Origin of the sequence: Methylobacterium sp. J-048 (assembly GCF_022829515.1) — a bacterium.
In the GTDB taxonomy this organism is placed as follows: domain Bacteria; phylum Pseudomonadota; class Alphaproteobacteria; order Rhizobiales; family Beijerinckiaceae; genus Methylobacterium.
On the sequence record NZ_JAKSYL010000231.1, the window covers coordinates 1 to 18,475 of the forward strand.

At 66.1% G+C, this 18,475-nt stretch carries 15 protein-coding genes and 1 tRNA gene; 10 read left to right on the plus strand and 6 right to left on the minus strand.

The genetic code is table 11. From position 1 onward, the window contains the following. Nucleotides 1-498: 498 nt before the first annotated feature. Nucleotides 499-1,059 (minus strand): OsmC family protein, encoded by a 561-nt coding sequence (locus MKL09_RS23485; protein ID WP_244024224.1) that lies wholly within the window; start codon nucleotides 1,057-1,059, stop codon nucleotides 499-501. Nucleotides 1,060-1,216: 157 nt separating this feature from the next. Between MKL09_RS23485 and MKL09_RS23490 the strand changes: the two genes are divergently transcribed. From MKL09_RS23490 to MKL09_RS23520, 7 genes are all read left to right on the plus strand, one after another. Next, nucleotides 1,217-2,140 (plus strand): LysR family transcriptional regulator, encoded by a 924-nt coding sequence (locus tag MKL09_RS23490; protein WP_244024226.1) that lies wholly within the window; start codon nucleotides 1,217-1,219, stop codon nucleotides 2,138-2,140. Between the two features lie 170 nt (nucleotides 2,141-2,310). Beyond that, nucleotides 2,311-2,664: a hypothetical protein gene (locus MKL09_RS23495; RefSeq protein WP_244024227.1), complete on the plus strand. Its 354-nt coding sequence runs from the start codon at nucleotides 2,311-2,313 to the stop codon at nucleotides 2,662-2,664. A 2,205-nt stretch (nucleotides 2,665-4,869) separates the two neighbouring features. Beyond that, nucleotides 4,870-5,160, plus strand: a complete 291-nt coding sequence (locus tag MKL09_RS23500; RefSeq protein WP_244024229.1) for a hypothetical protein — start codon at nucleotides 4,870-4,872, stop codon at nucleotides 5,158-5,160. 97 nt (nucleotides 5,161-5,257) lie between these two features. Continuing rightward, complete coding sequence (locus MKL09_RS23505) at nucleotides 5,258-6,175, plus strand: formylglycine-generating enzyme family protein (RefSeq protein ID WP_244024283.1); 918 nt, start codon at nucleotides 5,258-5,260, stop codon at nucleotides 6,173-6,175. Nucleotides 6,176-6,225: 50 nt separating this feature from the next. Further along, nucleotides 6,226-7,866 (plus strand): arylsulfatase, encoded by a 1,641-nt coding sequence (locus MKL09_RS23510; protein ID WP_244024284.1) that lies wholly within the window; start codon nucleotides 6,226-6,228, stop codon nucleotides 7,864-7,866. 76 nt (nucleotides 7,867-7,942) lie between these two features. Further along, nucleotides 7,943-8,965 (plus strand): transporter, encoded by a 1,023-nt coding sequence (locus tag MKL09_RS23515; protein WP_409566975.1) that lies wholly within the window; start codon nucleotides 7,943-7,945, stop codon nucleotides 8,963-8,965. Between the two features lie 530 nt (nucleotides 8,966-9,495). After that, nucleotides 9,496-12,315, plus strand: a complete 2,820-nt coding sequence (locus tag MKL09_RS23520) for a PAS domain-containing protein (RefSeq protein WP_244024231.1) — start codon at nucleotides 9,496-9,498, stop codon at nucleotides 12,313-12,315. 263 nt (nucleotides 12,316-12,578) lie between these two features. Here MKL09_RS23520 and MKL09_RS23525 read toward each other — a convergent pair whose 3' ends face one another. Together MKL09_RS23525 and MKL09_RS23530 are read right to left on the minus strand one after the other, a co-directional pair. Next, nucleotides 12,579-12,779 carry a hypothetical protein gene (locus MKL09_RS23525; RefSeq protein WP_244024233.1) on the minus strand — a complete coding sequence of 67 codons (201 nt, stop codon included), beginning with the start codon at nucleotides 12,777-12,779 and terminating at the stop codon, nucleotides 12,579-12,581. A 66-nt stretch (nucleotides 12,780-12,845) separates the two neighbouring features. Then, the gene (locus MKL09_RS23530) at nucleotides 12,846-13,184 is read right to left on the minus strand and encodes a hypothetical protein (RefSeq protein WP_244024235.1); all 339 of its coding nucleotides are present in this window, start codon (nucleotides 13,182-13,184) and stop codon (nucleotides 12,846-12,848) included. Nucleotides 13,185-13,431: 247 nt separating this feature from the next. Here MKL09_RS23530 and MKL09_RS23535 point away from each other — a divergent pair, with 247 nt between their 5' ends. From MKL09_RS23535 to aqpZ, 3 genes are all read left to right on the plus strand, one after another. Continuing rightward, nucleotides 13,432-13,665, plus strand: a complete 234-nt coding sequence (locus tag MKL09_RS23535; protein WP_244024237.1) for a hypothetical protein — start codon at nucleotides 13,432-13,434, stop codon at nucleotides 13,663-13,665. A 358-nt stretch (nucleotides 13,666-14,023) separates the two neighbouring features. After that, nucleotides 14,024-14,554: a MucR family transcriptional regulator gene (locus MKL09_RS23540; protein ID WP_244024239.1), complete on the plus strand. Its 531-nt coding sequence runs from the start codon at nucleotides 14,024-14,026 to the stop codon at nucleotides 14,552-14,554. A 91-nt stretch (nucleotides 14,555-14,645) separates the two neighbouring features. Then, on the plus strand, nucleotides 14,646-15,395 hold the full coding sequence (gene aqpZ / locus MKL09_RS23545; protein ID WP_244024241.1) for an aquaporin Z: 750 nt from the start codon (nucleotides 14,646-14,648) through the stop codon (nucleotides 15,393-15,395). A 754-nt stretch (nucleotides 15,396-16,149) separates the two neighbouring features. On the opposite strand, the gene MKL09_RS23550 is transcribed toward aqpZ, so the two are convergent. The 3 genes from MKL09_RS23550 to lysA form a co-directional block, all read right to left on the minus strand. Continuing rightward, nucleotides 16,150-16,241, minus strand: a tRNA-Ser gene (locus MKL09_RS23550). 12 nt (nucleotides 16,242-16,253) lie between these two features. After that, nucleotides 16,254-17,084, minus strand: a complete 831-nt coding sequence (locus tag MKL09_RS23555; protein WP_244024288.1) for a glycosyltransferase family 2 protein — start codon at nucleotides 17,082-17,084, stop codon at nucleotides 16,254-16,256. 11 nt (nucleotides 17,085-17,095) lie between these two features. Further along, complete coding sequence (lysA, locus tag MKL09_RS23560; RefSeq protein ID WP_244024243.1) at nucleotides 17,096-18,364, minus strand: diaminopimelate decarboxylase; 1,269 nt, start codon at nucleotides 18,362-18,364, stop codon at nucleotides 17,096-17,098. Nucleotides 18,365-18,475: the final 111 nt, after the last annotated feature.

Consider the following 18,475-nt stretch of genomic DNA (forward strand, 5'->3'; position numbering starts at 1 on the left):
GACCGAACCGCCGACGTACCGGCGTGAGACGCTCCCGGCCTCGGTATCAAGCGCGATCCGAGGCCGGTCCGCCGCCGACCGGATGATTCCTACCAACGCGATTGATAGTGGCGCACCTGCCGTTCGCGGCGTCGCTCGTCGATGCGAGATGGCATCGGAGCATGCTGCCGCCGGGGCTCTCCTTATCGGCGACCGGCATCGGCCTGTGTGCATGTCAACGACCGTTTTCGACGCCCATCCGACCGTGGTGACGCTGCGGTAGCCGCTTGCCACCGGCAGGGCCCCCTGGGGGGCAGACAGGGCCTGGGTTACGGGATCGTCCCGAACCCGCCCCCGCGGATCACGACGGTGCGCCAGGTCCGGAACGCCCAGGACGAGCGATGTTCGTCCCATGCCATGATCGCGAATGTGCCTCGACATTTGGCCCGAGGGCCGCAGGCGATATCCCCCTGCGCCACCTGAAGGAGGGAGATCGGCTCCCGACAGGATACGAGCGGATCACCGCCGCGCGGTCGTTTCCAAGGTGACGTCGAGATGGACCGGGTTGTGCAACGTGTTCGCCACCGGCGACCACAGCACCGCGTGCTTGACCAATGAGTCAAGCGCCTTCCGCGAAGCGTCCGCGTCGATCCTCACCGAGACCCGTATCGCCTCGAAACCGATGGTCTTGGGATGGAGGTCACCGGTTCCCCAGGCGGCCGTGGTGTTGATGTCGGCCTCGACGCCGAGTTCGAGCGCCCTGATCGGGATGCCCCGCGCGAGGGCGTTGGCGTGGATGCCGATGGAGAGGCATGACCCGAAGGCAGCGAGGAGCGCCTCCGAGGCGTTCGGCGCGGCGGTCTCGCCGAGCAGGCCGTCGGGTTCGTCCTCCATCACCCGCTGGGGCGGCAGGTCGCGGATGTAGTTGAGCTGCCGCAGGCGCCCTTGCGCGACCGTGCGGCACCGCAGGGTCCGGATCGCGGCCGGGTCCGACTTCCCGTCGGCGATGACAGCCTGGAGCCGACGCCCGTCGACGGTGTCGGGGAGCGGAGATCCGGGCTTGATGGGGGGCAGCGCCATACTTGTGTCCTTCGTCCTGAATAACTGGCGCAAAAGTTATGCGTCTGAAAATAAATCCTCGTTGGCGATTGTCGCGTATTGAGTATAAGCTTTTCCTTGATGAAGTCGGCTTCCAAAGTCGGCGAGGGGAGATGCAAAAACGGATGGCGGCGCGCGGATGCTGGACTGGGATGACCTGAGGTTCTTCCTGGCGCTCTCGCGGCATGGCTCGCTCTCCGCGGCCGCCAAGGCGCTCCACGTCTCCCAATCGACCGTCGGGCGGCGCCTGACCTCGCTGGAGGCGACCCTGGCGGTGCGGCTGCTCAACCGCACGCCGGAGGGCTACGTGCCGACCCTTGCCGGTGCCGCCGTGCGCGAGAAGGCGGAACGGGTCGAGGTGGAGGCCATCGCGCTCGAACGGGACGTCAGCGGCCGCGACGCCCGATTGCGGGGCCTGGTCCGTGTCACCTGCGCCGAGACGATGGCCGCGCACGTCCTGGCCCCGAGCTTCGCCCGGCTCCACGCGACGCATCCCGACGTGGTGATCGAGCTCATCCCCAATTCGCGGGAGCTCAGCCTGTCGATGCGCGAGGCCGACATTTCGGTGCGGCTGAGCCAACCCGAGCAGCACGACCTCGTCGTCCGACGCATCGGCGGCATCGCCTTCGGCATCTACGCGACGGCGGAGTACCTGCGGGATTACGGCGCGATGGACTTCGACGAAGGCTGCTCGGGGCATCGCCTCATCACGCAACTCGACGACGTGCAGGAGATGACGCAATCGGCCTGGCTCACCGAGATAGCCTCGCGGGCGACAGTGGTCCTGCAGACCAGCAGCCACGAGGCCGCGGTGCTCGCAGCGGCCAACGGCGGCGGCCTGGCTTGCCTGGCACGGTTCCGAGCGGACGCCGAGCCGCGACTGATCCGGCTCCCGGTGCCGATCGAGCCGCCCGGCGCCGACGTCCTCCTGCTGGTCCACAAGGACAACCGCGACACCCCACGGATACGGGTTGTGCTCACGCACATCACAGACTGCATCCACGGGCTTGCGCCGATGCTTCAGCCTCAGGATACGACCGTCCGGGTGGTCGAGCGGTCGTGAGACCGACCCCGGGACGCGGGTCTGCCCCGCATTCGATGTTGCGACGCAGCAAAGTGGTAAGCGTAGGATCGAGGAAGCGCTACCCTCGCATCGACGGGTGAGGGACGGCATCGGGTCGAACGCCCGGCGGGCGGAACCGCGATGCTGCCGGCAAGCCGAAGGCTACCCCGATGCGCATCATCCCCAACCTTGCGATCCTCGCCCTCGCCCTCGCGCCGCTTCCCGCGCTGGCATCCTCCTGTGCCGAGCAGATCGGCACCATCGAGAGACGACTCGACAGCGCCGGTGCGGTGCAGGTCTCCGGTCTACGGGCCGGGCATGTCCTGCGCCCCGGTTCGCTCAGGGCCGTGGCAGCAGTCCGCGTCGACCCGCCGAGCGACCCGGAGACCGTCTCGACCCCCGGTCACATGGCGGAGGCGGAGGTCCTCATCGTTCGTGCGGCCGGGGAGGATCAGAGAGGCGACCAACGCGCCTGCGAGAACACCATGACCCAAGCCAAGGGCATGATCGGCGCCCTGCCGTAATCGCCGAGCGGAGCCGGGGGCGCCACGCTGCTCGGACGGCTTCCAGGCGACGCAATCCGGTCCATGACTGGTCCTCGGGATCGCGTTCAAGCGACGAAGAATATGGATCGGCGTCGAAGCGTGCCCATTCCACAGGCGGGCTTAAGTTATGGAGATGGCAAGTGAAGTGTATGATTAGGTGAGTCCATGATCGACGCCGATTGCTAGCACGCATAAATCTCAGATTTTGGACTCAATACAAAAAGCTGGACGTATTTGTTCAAAGATCACGCTTCGATATTGCTTCACAAACAGATCGCCAACCGGTCATAGCTGCTAGCCCCCGTGAGCCCCGCGGACGAGGGTGCGTATTACGGCTCAGGTTGAAGATTTTATGATGAATCGAGAAGCGGAAACAAAATGTATTACGAATAAATCCCGCAACCGCTAAAATGATGTAATGTGAGAAACCGGACATAGGCGACGATCGTCCGCTGAAGATTGATCTCAATGGCTCTTTTAACGATCCTGCAGCCCTCCGAAGACAGTGCTTTCGCTCGTCGTCGCAAGGTGGCCCTCGCCAATACGAAGTGGTTCCGCGCCATGGGGTGGCGCGCGCTCCGTGATGGCGCACCGAAGAGTGAACTGCGGGCCGCCAACGCACGGGCTGCCGCTCAAATCATCCTTCGGCAGGCCAAGCGCGAGGCGATAATCAATCGCCTTGCCACCGGTGCCTTGGCAGTCGTGGGCTAGCATCCGCAACCGGCTCTCTGTCACAGAAGCATGGGAATATAATAACGATAGCGAGCGATTGTTATTTGAACCATCTAGGAAACAATATCTAAAAATATAAACTGTAGACGTATCCTTCGGATCGGCTTAATCATTCAGATCGTTCCTGCAAGATATCCATGCTGCCTTCGCCGGTCGTCGCTGGAGAATCGACTATGAAATACTTGCTGGTTTCGCTCGGTCTTTTCGCGTTCATTCCAACTGAGGCCAGTGCGATGGTCTGCGCCAGGGGCATCTATCGTGCGGGCTGCGTCGGACCCAATGGCGCCATAGGGGTCCGCCGGGGCGTCCCTGGACGTTGGGCCGGGATACACAGGCCCATGGTCGGACTGTACGGGCGGGGCGCCCGAGGTGTCGCGTTCCGCGGCGGCGGGTTCCGGGGTAACTCTCGCCGCTGACCGCCGCCCGCATGGCCTCTCGGCCGTGGTGCAGGCAAGCCCAGCCACGCTCAAATAAATCTGCGGAGGCATCGGTCATGCAAAGACAATACGTGCGTATTGCCGGCACCATCGCGGAGAAGGTCATCTTGGCTCTTGAGGAAATGGGCCCGGACAAGAGGCTCTTCGGAGCGGGTAGAGAAACTGCTGCTCGTGGCCTGAGGCGGGAACTGGTGGCCGTCATGCCAACCCCGTCTGCGGGAATGCTCGCCGATGCCTGCAACCGATATCTCGCGACAATGCCAGATCGGGGATCGTCGGCTCCTCAGGTCGAGAGGATCAGCACGTTTGATGGGTCCGTAACGATGCGGGCCGGCACAAGGGCATAACCCACGCTCGACACGACCCTCGCGGTGAGCCGTTCGGTTTCTGCCCCATCGCGACAAGGCCGACCCACCCTGAGCCTGGATCGCGTCGCCGCTTGCCGGAGCGGTCGCCCCGGATGCCGGCGGTCCGGGGATTCGCCGGCGATGGCATTCCGGAGGCGAAATCTAGCGACAGCGAGATATTGATGCCGCCGTCAATTTTGACGATCTGGTTTGCAAAAATGAATGCTGTCGAGAGGCGTAAATCTGCCTAACTGCTCGCGAGTATCCTGCGAGTTAGTCTCGCAACTCCTCGCCGATTGTTGCTGGAGAGCGCATCATGAAGCACCTGATGGTTTCACTCGGTCTTTTCGTTGGGATGTTCGCACTCGTCCCGAGCGAAGCCAGTGCGATGGTCTGCGCTCGGGGCATCTATCGCGCTGGTTGCGTCGGCCCCAACGGCGCCGTGGGCGTCCGCCGTGGCGTCTACGGACCTCGGGTGGGGATGTACGGACGCGGAGCCCGAGGTGTCGCGTTCCGTGGCGGCGTGTTCAGGCGTGGCTTCCGCCGCTGAGACGCTCCCGCGGCACGTGCAGGGTCTGCCCGCGGAATAGCGCTTCTGCCGCGTTCCGATGGCTGCAAACCACACCCTAGCAAGCGGCGAAATAGCAATCGGACTGAGAGATCGACTGATGTGGAAACCAGTTATCTTCCTGCTTTCAATGTTTTTAGCGGTCGCGGCTGCTCAAGCGAAGGACGTTCCTCATTTCGACATCGAGGCGATCTGTCGCGAGGCGCCGTCGCTCGGTCAGAGCATGAAAAGTACCGATCAAGGCTGCATTCATGACGAAACACAGGCCCGGGCGCAGGTCGGTCAGCAGTGGTCCCGTTTCACATCCCAGCATCGGGACGAATGCGTTCAAGAAGCAACCATAGGAGGGCCACCAAGCTATGTCGCTCTGCTTACCTGTTTGCAGATGTAGCTTGAATATTAGGCGATAGGAGCACGAGATGGTTGGCGCTTCGTCGATTGCAGCGACCCAGCTCGCTCCTGCGACAACGCCCATTGTTCGTGAAGGTATGCGTTGGATACCCGGCGGGACCTTCCGCATGGGATCGGATCGGCACTATCCCGAGGAAGCGCCGGCTCGGCGCGTGGCCTTGGACGGCTTCTGGATCGACGAGGCCCCGCTAACGAACGCACAGTTCGCGAAGTTCGTGATGGATACCGGCCACCGCACCGTGGCCGAGATCCCCCCGGATCCGAGGGATTATCCCGGGGCCCTTCCGCACATGCTCCATCCCGGGTCACTCGTGTTCATGCCGCCACGCGAGCCGGTGAACCTGCGTTTCCCGAGCCAATGGTGGACGTTCATGGCGGGCGCGGACTGGCGGCACCCCTATGGACCGGGAAGCGCGTCCGAAGGGCTTCACGACCATCCCGTCGTGCATGTCGCGTTCGCGGATGCCGAGGCCTACGCGATGTGGGCGGGGAAGGCCCTGCCGACCGAGGCCGAATGGGAGTTCGCCGCCCGGGGCGGCCTCGAAGAGACGGAGTTCGCCTGGGGGAACGTGCTCGACCCCGGGGGGACGCTGATGGCGAACATCTGGGAAGGCCAGTTCCCCCACAGGAACACCTCCTCGTTCGAGAGGACGTCGCCCGTCGGCAGCTTCCCGGCGAACGGTTACGGCCTGTCCGACATGATCGGCAACGTCTGGGAGTGGACCACGGATTGGTATGCCTCCGGATCGAGGGATGCCTCCCAACAATCCTGCTGCATCCCCCGGAACCCGCGGGGTGGTCGCGAGGAGGACAGTCTCGATCCTGGCCAGCCTCGCATCAGGATCCCCCGCAAGGTGGTGAAGGGCGGATCGCATCTCTGCGCGCCCAACTACTGCCGGCGCTACCGGCCGGCCGCACGGCACGCGCAGCCGGTCGACACGTCGATGAGCCATGTCGGCTTCCGATGCATCATCAGGGAAGGAAACCGGACGTGAGACGCAACGCGACGGACGAAGGCCGCGCGGTCGATGAGGACCATGTGGCCATGAATCGCCGCAACATGCTTCTCAGCGGCACCTCGTTGCTCGCGACGGCCGGGCTCGTGGCCGCCGCCCAGGTCAAGCCCGCTACGGCTCAGCCGTCGACGCCGCCATCGGGGCAGAAACCGAACATCGTGGTCATCATGGGCGACGACATCGGCATCTGGAATATCGGCGCCTACCACCGTGGCATGATGGCGGGACGCACGCCCCACCTCGACAAGGTCGCCGCCGAGGGCATGCTGTTCACCGACTACTACGCCGAGGCGAGCTGCACGGCGGGACGCGCCGCCTTCATCACCGGCGAGTTGCCGATCCGTACCGGCATGACCACCGTCGGCCAGGCCGGTGCCCCGACCGGCCTCCCGGCCCAGGCGGTGACCATCGCCACCGCGCTGAAGGGAATGGGCTACGCCACCGGCCAGTTCGGCAAGAACCACCTCGGCGACAAGAACGAGTTCCTGCCCACCGTGCACGGCTTCGACGAGTTCTTCGGCTACCTCTACCACCTCGACGCGATGGAGGACCCGGCGCATCCCGCCTATCCGCAGGACCTGCTGGGCAGGGTCGGCCCGCGCAACATGGTCCATTCGTGGGCGACCACCGCGGACGATGCCACCGACGACCCACGCTGGGGCAAGGTCGGTAAGCAGCGGATCGAGGACGCCGGGACACTCTATCCGAAGCGGATGGAGACGGTGGACGACGAGATCCGCGATCTGGCCCTCGGCTTCATCGACAAGGCCAAAGCCGACGGCAAGCCGTTCTTCGTGTGGCTGAACCCGACCCGGATGCACGTCACGACGCACCTGTCGCCGAAGTATCAGGCGTTGCGCAACTCGAACAACGGCTGGACCATCCACGAGGCCGGCATGGCACAGCTCGACGATGATGTCGGCCTAGTGATGAAGAAGCTGACGGACTTGGGCGTGGACGACAATACCATCGTCGTCTTCACCACCGACAATGGTACCGAGGTCTTCACCTGGCCGGACGGCGGCCAGACCCCGTTCGCGCAGTCGAAGGGCACGGTGATGGAGGGCGGCTTCCGCGCACCGGCGATGATCCGCTGGCCGGGCAAGGTGCCGGCCGGCAAGGTCGAGAACGGCGTCATCTCCGGCCTCGACTGGTTCCCGACCCTGGTCGCGGCCGCGGGCAATGCGAACGTCGCCGAGGAGCTCAAGGCTGGCAAGACCATCGGTGACCAGACCTACAAGGTCCATCTCGACGGCTACAACCAGATGGATTTGATCACCGGCAAGGGCCCCTCGAACCGCGACGTCATCTGGTATTTCGGCGAGAGCGATCTCGGTGCCGTGCGGGTCGGCGACTACAAGTACCGCTTCGTCGATCAACCTGGCGGATGGTTGGGCGACAAGACAAAGCCGGACGTACCCTACATCACGAACCTGCGCCTGGATCCCTTTGAGCGCACCGGCTGGCCCGCGGACGGGACCAAGGCCGGGTCGCAATATTACATGAGCTGGTTCCTGTACGAGTTCTGGCGCTTCGCGTTCGTCCAGCAGGAGGTCGAGAAGCTGGCCATGACTGCGGTCGAGTTCCCGCCGATGCAGAAGGGCGCGAGCTTCAACCTCGATGCGGTGAAGGCGAAGATCGTGGCGGCCAGGTCGGCGATGGGCAAGTGACGGATGGTTTTTCGGGCCCTGATCCAAGCATAGCTCATTTGAGAGCATGGCTTTTCTAGCTTACTTGGAGAGCGTGATGCTTGATCTTAGCCGTTCAATGTGCGCATACGCCCTTGCGGTGCTCGTTGCAGCGTGTGTGCTTATTCCCAAAGAGGCCGATGCGGCCGAAGCAGCGCAGGGTGTATACATACTGGGTAATCGCGGACCGCTGGCGGGGGTGACGCCCCCGCCGGGCTTCTACTTCGAGAGCGAGACCTACTTCTACCAGGGCGATCTCGGCGGCAACCGCACCTTCCAAAGCGGCGGCGTCGTGGCGGCGAACGTGAAGCTCGATATCTCCGCGACCTTCATGACACCGGTCTGGGTCACGCCGGTCGAGATCCTGGGGGGGAACCTCGGCTTCTCCATCACCATTCCGTTCGGGACGCCCAACGTAAGCGCGGGGGCGGTCCTCTCGTCGCCCCGGATCGACCGGATCATCAGCGGGCGCGAGCGGGACGCGGTGTTCGACGTCGGCGACATCTACCTCGCCTCGTTCGTAGGCTGGCATTCCGGCAACTTCCACTGGAGCGCCACGGCCCTCGGGGTCGTCCCATCCGGCTCCTACGAGACCGGGCAACTGTCCAACATCTCGCTCAATCGCCCGGCGCTCGACCTCAGCGGGGCGCTGACCTACCTCGATCCGGTCCTCGGCTACGAACTCTCGGTGGTGCCGGGGATCACCTTCAACTGGATCAACCCGGCGACGCAGTACCTCACGGGCACCGAATTCCACCTGGAATGGTCGGCGTCGAAATACCTGAGCAAGGAATTGTCGCTGGGCCTCGTCGGGTATTTCTACGACCAGCTCACGGGGGATGGCGGATCCGGCGACAGGATCGGGCCCTTCAAGGGCCGGGTCACGGCCCTCGGTGGCCAGATCGGCTACACGCTCAAGGTCGGCGAGATCCCCGTCTCCACGAACGTGCGCGTTCTGCGCGAGTTCGATGTCACGAACCGTTTCCAAGGCACGGCGACCTACCTGACCATCTCGGCCCCGCTCTGGGTGGCCCCCCCAAGGGCCGCCGTCGCCCCTGCACCGGTCATCGCCAAATTCTGACGCGGGATAGATCGGGCGGCCTCTGGGATCTCAGCGGTGGAAGCCGCCGCGGAACGCGCCACCACGGAAGGCGGCACCCCGCGCGCCGTGTCCGTACATCCCGACCCGGGGACCGTAGACGCCGCGCCGGATCCCGACGGCACCGTTGGGTCCGACGCATCCGGCGCGACAGATGCCCCTGGCGCAGACCATCGTCTTGGGAATGGCGAGGCCCGGTGGAGCTCGCCAAGCGGACCGTGATGACGTCGTTTCCGCACATCAGGCCATCCGGCGATACAATCCTCTCGGCGGCGATGCCGCCTGTCTTATTGGGCGCCACGGGGCTACGGTCGATCCAGGGCGCCCGATGACCCATCGATATCGCGAAGTTTCCTAGCCGTCCTACCTTCTTGCTCTTGGTCAGGCCCGGCACCCGCTGGAAGCCTGGGAGGCCGTCCAGTCCGGCTGATCCCACCGGGATGCCAGGATCCCAATTCGCCTCGGTTGGGAACCGGAAGCATCCAGGGCCCTCTCCGCCCCGGACCCGCACGATGAACGATGGATACGAGACCGTCCTGATGAGGGAGGGTGGCGCGATGGGGGCGCTGATCCGTGACCACGATTGGTCCGCGACCCCGTTTGGGCCGACGGCGGAGTGGGGGAGGCCCCTGCGCGCGGTCCTGGCGATGTGCCTGACCTCGCCGGCCATCAGCGCGCTTTTCTGGGGGCCCGACTTCAGGCTGCTCTACAACGATGCCTACGCGCCGGCCCTGGCCGAGCGACACCCCGGGGCGCTCGGCCGGCCCGTCGCGCAGGTCTGGTCCGAGATCTGGGACATCCTCGGCGCCCAGCTCATCGCCGTGATGGAGACCGGGCAGGGCCTGGTGACCGAGAACCAGTTGCTCATGATCGAGCGACGGGGCCGCCGCGAGGAGACGTTCTGGTCCTACAGCCTGGTGCCCGTGCGCGACGAAGGCGCGGCGGTGGCCGGCATCTACGTCACGGCGAGCGACAGGACCGCTCAGGTGCAGGCCGAACGGCGGCTCGCGTCCGCGACCGCGCGGCAGCGCCGGCTGTTCGAGTGCGCCCCGGGCTTCATCGCGATACTCCAGGGGCCCGAGCACGTCTTCGAGTTCGCCAACGAGGCCTACGTCCGCCTCGTGGGAGAGCGCGAGCTACTCGGAATGAAGGTCCGAAGCGCCTTGCCGGACATCGAGGGACAGGGTTTCTTCGAGCTCCTCGACGAGGTCTACGCGTCGGGTCGGCGCCATCTCGCCGATCGCGTGCCGATCCGCCTCCGCCGATCCTCGGAGGTGGTGGAGGAGCGCTTCGTGGCATTCATCTACGAACCCACCCGTGACGAGGCGGGCCGGGTCACCGGCATCTTCGTGGAGGGGCACGACGTCACCGAGACTCACCTGACGCAGGAGGCCCTGCGCGAGAGCGAGGAGTTCAACCGGCGCATCCTCGCCAGCAGCACCGATTGCATCAAGGTGCTCGACCTCGACGGCAGGCTGGTCTTCATGAGCGAGGGCGGACGGCTCGCGATGGAAGTCGCGGATCTCGACGCCATCGTCGGGAAGCCATGGCCGGACCTCTGGCCGGGTCAGGGACATCGGGACGCGCTGGACGCTGTCGCGGCCGCCCGGGCCGGGCAGCCCAAATACTTCCAAGCTCTGGCCATTACGGCGGCCGGGACGCCGAAGTGGTGGGACGTCCGGGTCACGCCCATCCTCGATGCGGCGGGACGGCCGGAGCGGATCCTCTGCGTATCCCGGGACGTTACCGCCACCCGGACGGCCGAGGAGTCCCTCAGAGACTTGAACGCGACGCTGGAGCAGCGGATCGAGGATCGCACGCGCGAACGAGACCGGGCCTGGAAGAATTCCCGCGACCTCCAGGCCGTCGTCGGTGCGGACGGTATCTTTCATGCCGTCAACGGGTCCTGGACGACTGTCCTCGGATGGCACCCCGACGAGGTCGTCGGGCGATGCCACCTCGACTTCAACCATCCCGACGATATCCAGGCGAGCACCGCGGCGCGGGACAGGGCGGCGACCGAGGGGTTGCCGGTCTACGAGAACCGCGTGCTGCACAAGGACGGCACGTATCGCTGGATCTCGTGGGTGGCCGCGCCCGAGGATGGGGTGATCTACGCGAGCGGTCGGAACGTCACCGCGGAAAGGGAGGCGGCCGCCACCCTCGAAGCGGCGCAGGATCAGCTTCGCCAGGCGCAGAAGCTGGAGGCGGTGGGCCAGCTCACCGGCGGCGTCGCGCACGATTTCAACAACCTGTTGACCGTCATCAAGTCGTCGACCGATCTGCTCAAGCGACCGGACCTCCCGGAGGAGCGGCGCGCCCGCTACATCGCCGCCATCTCGGATACCGTCGCGCGCGCGGCCAAGCTCACGGGCCAACTCCTGGCCTTCGCGCGGCGACAGGCGCTCAAGCCCGAGGTGTTCGACGTGGGCCGGAGCGTCGGCACGGTCGGCGACATGGTCTCCTCCCTGACCGGGTCGCGCATCGAGATCGTCACGAACCTGCCGGACGTGCCCTGCTTCGTCCGCGCCGACCCGAGCCAGTTCGATACGGCCCTGGTCAACCTGGCGGTGAACGCCCGGGATGCCATGGACGGCCAGGGTCGGCTTACCATCCGGGTCTCGGTGGTGGACGGCATACCTGCGGTCCGTCGGCATAGGCTGGTGAGCGGAAGCTACGTCGCGGTTTCGATATCCGATACGGGAAGCGGCATCCCGCCGGACCTCGTGGAGCGGATCTTCGAGCCGTTCTTCACCACGAAGCGCGTGGGACAGGGCACCGGGCTCGGCCTCTCCCAGGTCTTCGGGTTCACCAAGCAGTCGGATGGCGAGATCCGAGTCGAGAGCGCCGTCGGGGAGGGGACCACCTTCACCCTCTATCTGCCGGCCGTCGCCGGGGATGTCCGCGTGGCGGACACGAGCGAGCCCGACACCCTGGTGGACGGGCACGGCACGTGTGTGCTCATGGTCGAGGACAACATGGAGGTCGGTGCGTTTGCGGCCCAGACTCTGGCCGAACTCGGATACACCACGGTCTGGTCGGTGAACGCCGAGGAGGCCTTGGTCGAGCTGGAGAAAGACACCCAGCGCTTCGACGTGGTGTTTTCCGACGTCGTGATGCCGGGCATGGGCGGGGTCGAGCTCGGCCACGCCGTCAGGAAGCTTCATCCGGACCTGCCGGTGGTCCTCACCTCCGGCTACAGCCACGTCCTGGCGCAGAACGGCACCTACGGATTCGAGCTCCTGCACAAGCCCTACTCGGTCGAGCAACTGTCGCGTATCCTGCGAAAGGCCGCGAGCTGGAAGCGGCGCAGACCCCTGACGACCGAGTAGCGCCACGGGGGGCGGGCGTCCCTTCGTCATCGCAGCCGTTCGGGCCGTGCCCGGAGCGCTGGTTACCGTTTCACGCGGCGACCTGCTCTGTCGCGTCGTGAGATGCGGAACCGCTGGGGTGTGCCGTCATCATCGAGGGGGGATCGTCCTGCGCGGCCAGGGTTCGATGACGGACTTCCGGCTCGGCGTGAAGCGCGCCCGCGGCGGTCGTCCAGAGCGGCATCCGTGATCCCTCGGGCCGTTGGTTGTGCTCCCCGCGGCCATCAATCACCCTGCTGCTTGATCTTGTGGTCGATCCGAGCCGACATCGCTTCCCCGCGGGCGGCGCCCTCGTCGCCATGGGTTTCCCCGGAACCGATCAGCCGTGCGTGGTGCCACAGCTCCCAGAGCCAACTCGCCCGTCGGTCCGTGCCATTTTCGGAGCCCGCACGCACGCGAACCTCGTAGCCGTTCTCGTCTTTCATGATTCATGACCTTGCGGGCGACCGGTTTCGGAGGCTTCTTCGTTCGATGGTCGCATGGACTGGCCTTCACGCCGTCCGCATCGTCACCGCCCCCTGGACGGGGTTGACAGCCTCGACGCGCGGGACCGACAGGCCGCATTCCGCCAAGGCGGCGAGGTAGCGGTTGCAGGCCGCGACGAGAATGTCACCGGAGGGGGTGGGCAGCACCGCCAGCAACTCGCGCGTCAGACCGGCGACGGCGGCGTCCCGGCTCGCGTCGGGAAGCCGCTCGTCCGCATCCAGCCGCTCGAGGGCTTGGACGACGTTCTCGGCGACGATGCCGGCGGAGCGCATGGTGTCGCCCCGGATCAGCATGGTGCCCCGAGGTTGGCCGGCGAGAAGGTTCAGCGGACGTGCCGAAGGCAAGAACCGTCCAACCGTCTGGCGGCTTCCCAGGTCCGGGCCGCCGCGGAATAGGAACACCGAACCAGTAATCCGGGCCTTTGGAAAGCATCATAATTGCGGGGCCGGTCGTCATAATCAATCGGCGCCAAAGAATTACCAGAGTTGCTAGACTTATCCCTATGGGTCGCCGGTCGGCATCCCGGCCGGTGCATGGGTAGCTCACCCGATCCGCCGGTGCACCGGGACTTCATCCGGTTCCGATGGAAGGATGACCATGCTGACGCACATCTGCATCGATCCGACCGATCAATACGGCGAGGCCGAGGTCGTGGTCGTGTTCAAGAAAAGCGATGGCGCCATCCGTCTGATCACGGTGACCGATACCGGGCACCACGACATCCTTCCCGATCTTGAGGAGGTCCAGCGACAGGACCTCCTGCATGAGATCGCCGAGGCCTTCCGCGGGCCGGCGCGGCTGCGGGCTCAAGAAAGCGCATGCTGACATGGATCGGCCGTCTAATGCCGCGTGGCGACGGCGAGCCCGGCTTCGCGGGAATGAGCCGATGCGCTCGGGCGGCGGGGTCCGCCATCGCGCGACGGTGGAATGCGGTCCGGTGGGATCGGCGCCTGCATGGAGACGGGGGCACGATGCGTCCGGTCGCATTGCCCGTCGTTTCATCGATCCTGCTCACGGGCGTGGGCCTATGGTTCGTCCTGACGAACATACGCGCTTGAGGCCGGACGGGGGCAGCCGCTCGGGTCCGCGACACCGATGTCCCGGGACATGGTCGCACGCCCGGCCGGCATCCCGCCGGCTGCCCGCTGGTGGCAGACGCAGATCCCTCAAGGTCAGGTGCATCATGAAAGCATATGCGGGGGCCTTCGGGGTCGACGGAAGGAACGCGGTCGAACTCGCCGCCGACATCGTCTCGGCCTATGTGTCGAACAATCCGGCCCTGCCTTCCGAGATGCCGGGCATTCTCGCCGCCGTTCACGCAGCGCTTGTCGGGTTGCGCCGGGATGGCCCGGCCCGGAAGCCCACGGCGGCCTCGATCCGGAAATCGGTCACGCGCGAAGCGTTGATCTCGTTCGAGGACGGCAAGCCTTACAAGACCCTGAGGCGTCACCTCGGCGCCTTGGGGCTCACCCCTGAACTCTACCGGGAGAAATGGGGTCTGCCGCGGGACTACCCGCTGGTGGCGGCCGGCTACTCGGCCGCGCGGTCGGCCTCCGCCAAGAGGATTGGTTTCGGCCAGCCTCGGAGGGCGGGCGCGCCGGGATCGTGCGTCGTGGCGCGTGCAAGTCCGGACGCGGCGAAGCGTGCCGGGACGGCGGGAGTCTTCGCGGCGGCGGGTGCAGCCTGCATCCCCGAGCAGGCTGCTGCCGAGTAGGCCGCTTGCCACCCGGGCCCCACGCGCGCCGCGCAAGCCAGAGCACGCCTCGGCGACGATCACCTCACGCACAAGCCCAGGGAGGGCTCCGATGCCAGATCATTCGACCATGCGGCGCGCGATTGCCGAACTGCTCGGCACGTTCTGGCTGACGTTCGGCGGATGCGGGGCGGCGGTCTTGTCGGCAGCCTTCCCCGAACTCGGCATCGGCTTCCTGGGCGTATCCTTCGCCTTCGGCTTTACCGTCCTGACCATGGCCTACGCCGTCGGGCACATCTCCGGCGGCCACTTCAATCCTGCCGTCACCCTCGGCCTCTGGTCTGCCAAGCGATGCGCGACCAGGCATGTCGTCCCGTACGTCGTAGCGCAGGTCGCGGGCGCGGTCCTCGCCGCCGGTGCCCTCTACCTCATTGCGTCAGGCAAGCCGGAATGGGTCCCGAACGGATTCGCCTCGAACGGCTACGGCGATCTCAGCCCCGGCAAGTTCGGCGTCGGCGCCTGCCTCGCCATGGAGTTCCTGGCGACGTTCTTCTTCCTGTTCATCATCATCGGCACAACCTCGAAGGGGGCGGCGGTGGGTTTTGCCGGCATCCCCATCGGTTTCGCCTTGGTACTGATCCACCTGATCTCGATCCCGGTGACCAACACCTCGGTCAACCCGGCGCGAAGCACGGGACCGGCGCTGTTCGCGGGCGGGCCGTATCTCGCGCAGCTCTGGTTGTTCTGGCTCGCGCCCATCGCCGGGGCCATGGTCGCGGGCAGCCTCGCCCGCTGGTTCTATGAGCCGGCCGACATCGTCGAGACCACGGTGGTCGAGAAGGCCGCCGTCCTGCCGGCCTGAGGTCGTGCCCCCGAACGCAGTAAGGACGAGGCGGCTGGATGCCCGTCATCGCGGAGCCGGGTTCACTTCACTGAGCGCCCGCCGTGTCGTGGGTCCGGCCTCAATCCACTTATCGTATCGCAGCACCGTCTCGGTACCAGTCGAGACGCCGGATCGATCCCGGCCAGCCTCTATGTTCGCGGACGGCATGCTGATCCGGTCGTCCGTCGTGAGATGATTTGTGACACGACAGCTTGAGTCAGATCGCGACCGGCTCGTAACCCTGGAGTCCACACCGCGTAGTGCCACCTTGATGAACGCCTACCGTGGCAAGTCCCCCTGGGTCCGTATAAAAAGGGGCCTTTTTCAGCGATACATCAACGCGATCGTACAAGCATCAGAGCAAGAGTATCCTAGACGAGGAGCTCACTCATACTTGGCGTCGCTCTCGGTGACGGCCACGAACACGTCGCTGTTTGAGATCGCCGCCGCAGCAGGCGATCACATCATCACTATCTGCCCGACAGCGGGTGCACTCTGCTGTCCGACGGCGTTCGGCCTTGCCGAAGAAGCATGCACTTCAGCGAGATAGCTCGCTCCGCGTTTACCGGAGACTTTGCAGTGGGTCAGTGAGGACTAGCCGACGATCACAGCAATATTGTGCTGCGTCCGCGGTCGTCCACTCGGATCTCGCATCGCTGTCAGAGCCCAAGTTGGACCCCGGCAGACCGGGACTCAAAAACGCCAGATGATTCAAGCAATTAAACGAATCAAATGGCGGAGACGGAGGGATTCGAACCCTCGATACCCCTTTCGGGGTATGCTCATTTAGCAAACGAGTGCCTTCAGCCGCTCGGCCACGTCTCCGGCGCTCTGGCTCTAGAAGGTCGGATCGGGCGGGTCAACCCGATCCGGGCCGGTGGCTGCGCGGCGGCGGCGTTCGTAGTGCTTGGCGATGCGCAGATGCCGCGACATCGCGTAGTTCATGGCCGTCAGGAAGCCGTAGGTTCCGCGCAGGACGTGGCGCCGGCCGAGATAGGCCTTGAGGAAATTACCCGGCAACTCGACGAACACGCGCCAGCTCGGAATCACCACGCCCCGGGCTTCGAGGTCATCCGCCTGCTGGTCGGAATAGCGGTTGAGCTTGTCCAGCTGGTCGCCCAGCGAGCGCACCGAGAAATGGTGGATGATCCCCCGGAGGCGGCCGGGCTTCACCCCGGGCTCCAAGGCGACGCGGTCGTGGACCGGGGAGGGGGCATAGCGGCCCCGGTCCTTGCGGTAGAGCCGCACCGGGGTGAGCGTGTAGGCCCAGGGATGGGGCCGCCCCTCGCCGGGAAACACCTCCGCGATGCCGATCCGCCAAGCCGGCCGGCTGGGCTCGCCGGCGGCTAACAGGGCGCGGATCTCGGCGGCGAGATCGGGGGGGACGACCTCGTCGGCGTCGAGGTTCAGCAGCCAGACGTGCCGGCACTGCTCCTCGGCGAAGCGTTTCTGCGGGCCGTAGCCCGGCCAGGGGTTGTGGATCACCCGGGCGCCGAGCGAAGCCGCCAGCGCCTGGGTGCCGTCCGTGGAGCCCGAATCGACCACCACGAGATCGTCGGTCAGGTCGCGCACCGCCCGGATGGTCGCGCCGATCCGGTCGGCCTCGTTCCGGGCGATGATGAAGATCGACAGCGGCAGCGGCGCTAGGCCGCTCGCCCGAGAGCCCATCAGCGCTTCGGTCACGCCAGCCAGTCCGGCACCCGGTCGAGGGCGACGAGAGCCTCCACGCTCACGCGCGGGCGCACCACGGCCGCCCGATCGCCGCGCACCAGCACCTCCGGCACCAGGGCGCGGGTGTTGTAGGTGCCGGCCTGGACCGCCCCGTAGGCGCCTGCGCTCATCACGGCGATCAGGTCGCCGGCCGTCACCGCGGGCATCTCGCGGTTGAGGGCGAGGTAGTCGCCGGTCTCGCAGACCGGGCCGACCACGTCGGCGACCATGCGGGGCGTGTCCGGCCCCGGCTCGGCGACGGGGCGCAGCCCGTGATAGGCCTCGTACAGGGTCGGGCGGATCAGATCGTTCATCGCGGCGTCAACGATCACGAAGGTGCGTCCCTCGGAGTGCTTCACGTACAGCACCCGGGTCACCAGGATCCCGGCATTGCCGGAAATCATCCGGCCGATCTCGAAGACCGGGCGCAGGCCGAGCGGCGTGAAATGCGGCCGGAGGGTCTCGGCCAGGGCGGCGGGGTCGGGCGGCGGGGCGTTGTCGTCGCGGTACGGGATGCCGAGGCCGCCGCCGAAATCGATGTGGCGCAGGGGATGGCCGGCCGCCAGGAGCTGCCGGGCAAGCTCGGCGAGCAGCTTGGCCGCGCTAGCGAATGGCGCCAGGTCGGTGATCTGGCTGCCGATATGCATGTCGACGCCGTGGATCGCGATCCCCGGCAGCGCGGCGGCCGCGGCATAGACCGCCGGGGCCCGGGTGATCGGGATGCCGAACTTGTTCTCGTACTTGCCGGTGGAGATCTTGGCGTGGGTGCCGGCATCCACGTCCGGGTTGACCCGCACCGAGACGGGGGCCTTCAGGCCGAGGGCGACGGCCGTCTCGGAAAGCTGGGCCAGCTCCGGATCGCTCTCGACGTTGAAGCAGAAGATGCCGGCCTGGAGCGCCGCCACCATCTCGTCCCGGGTCTTGCCGACGCCGGAGAACACGATCTTGGCTGGATCGACCCCGGCCGCCAGCGCCCGGTGCAGCTCGCCGCCGGAGACGATGTCCATGCCGGCGCCCTGGTTGGCGAGCGTCCGCAGCACGGCCTGATTCGAGTTCGCCTTCATGGCGAAGCAGACCAGCGCGTCGTCACCCGCGAAGGCTTCGGCGAACACGCGGTAATGCCGCTCCAGGGTGGCGGTGCTGTAGCAGTAGAACGGCGTGCCGACCTCCGCGGCGAGGCCCGTCAGGTCGACGTCCTCGGCCTGCAGGCGGCCGTCGCGATAGTGGAAATGGTGCATCTCGGCCGTGTCTCTCCTGCACGCCGGAGCGCAGGGTGTTTCCCGTGAAACATCCCGACGGCCTGCCGGCGGGGCGCCCAACGACGAGGGGCGCGAGACGGCGCAGGCGCG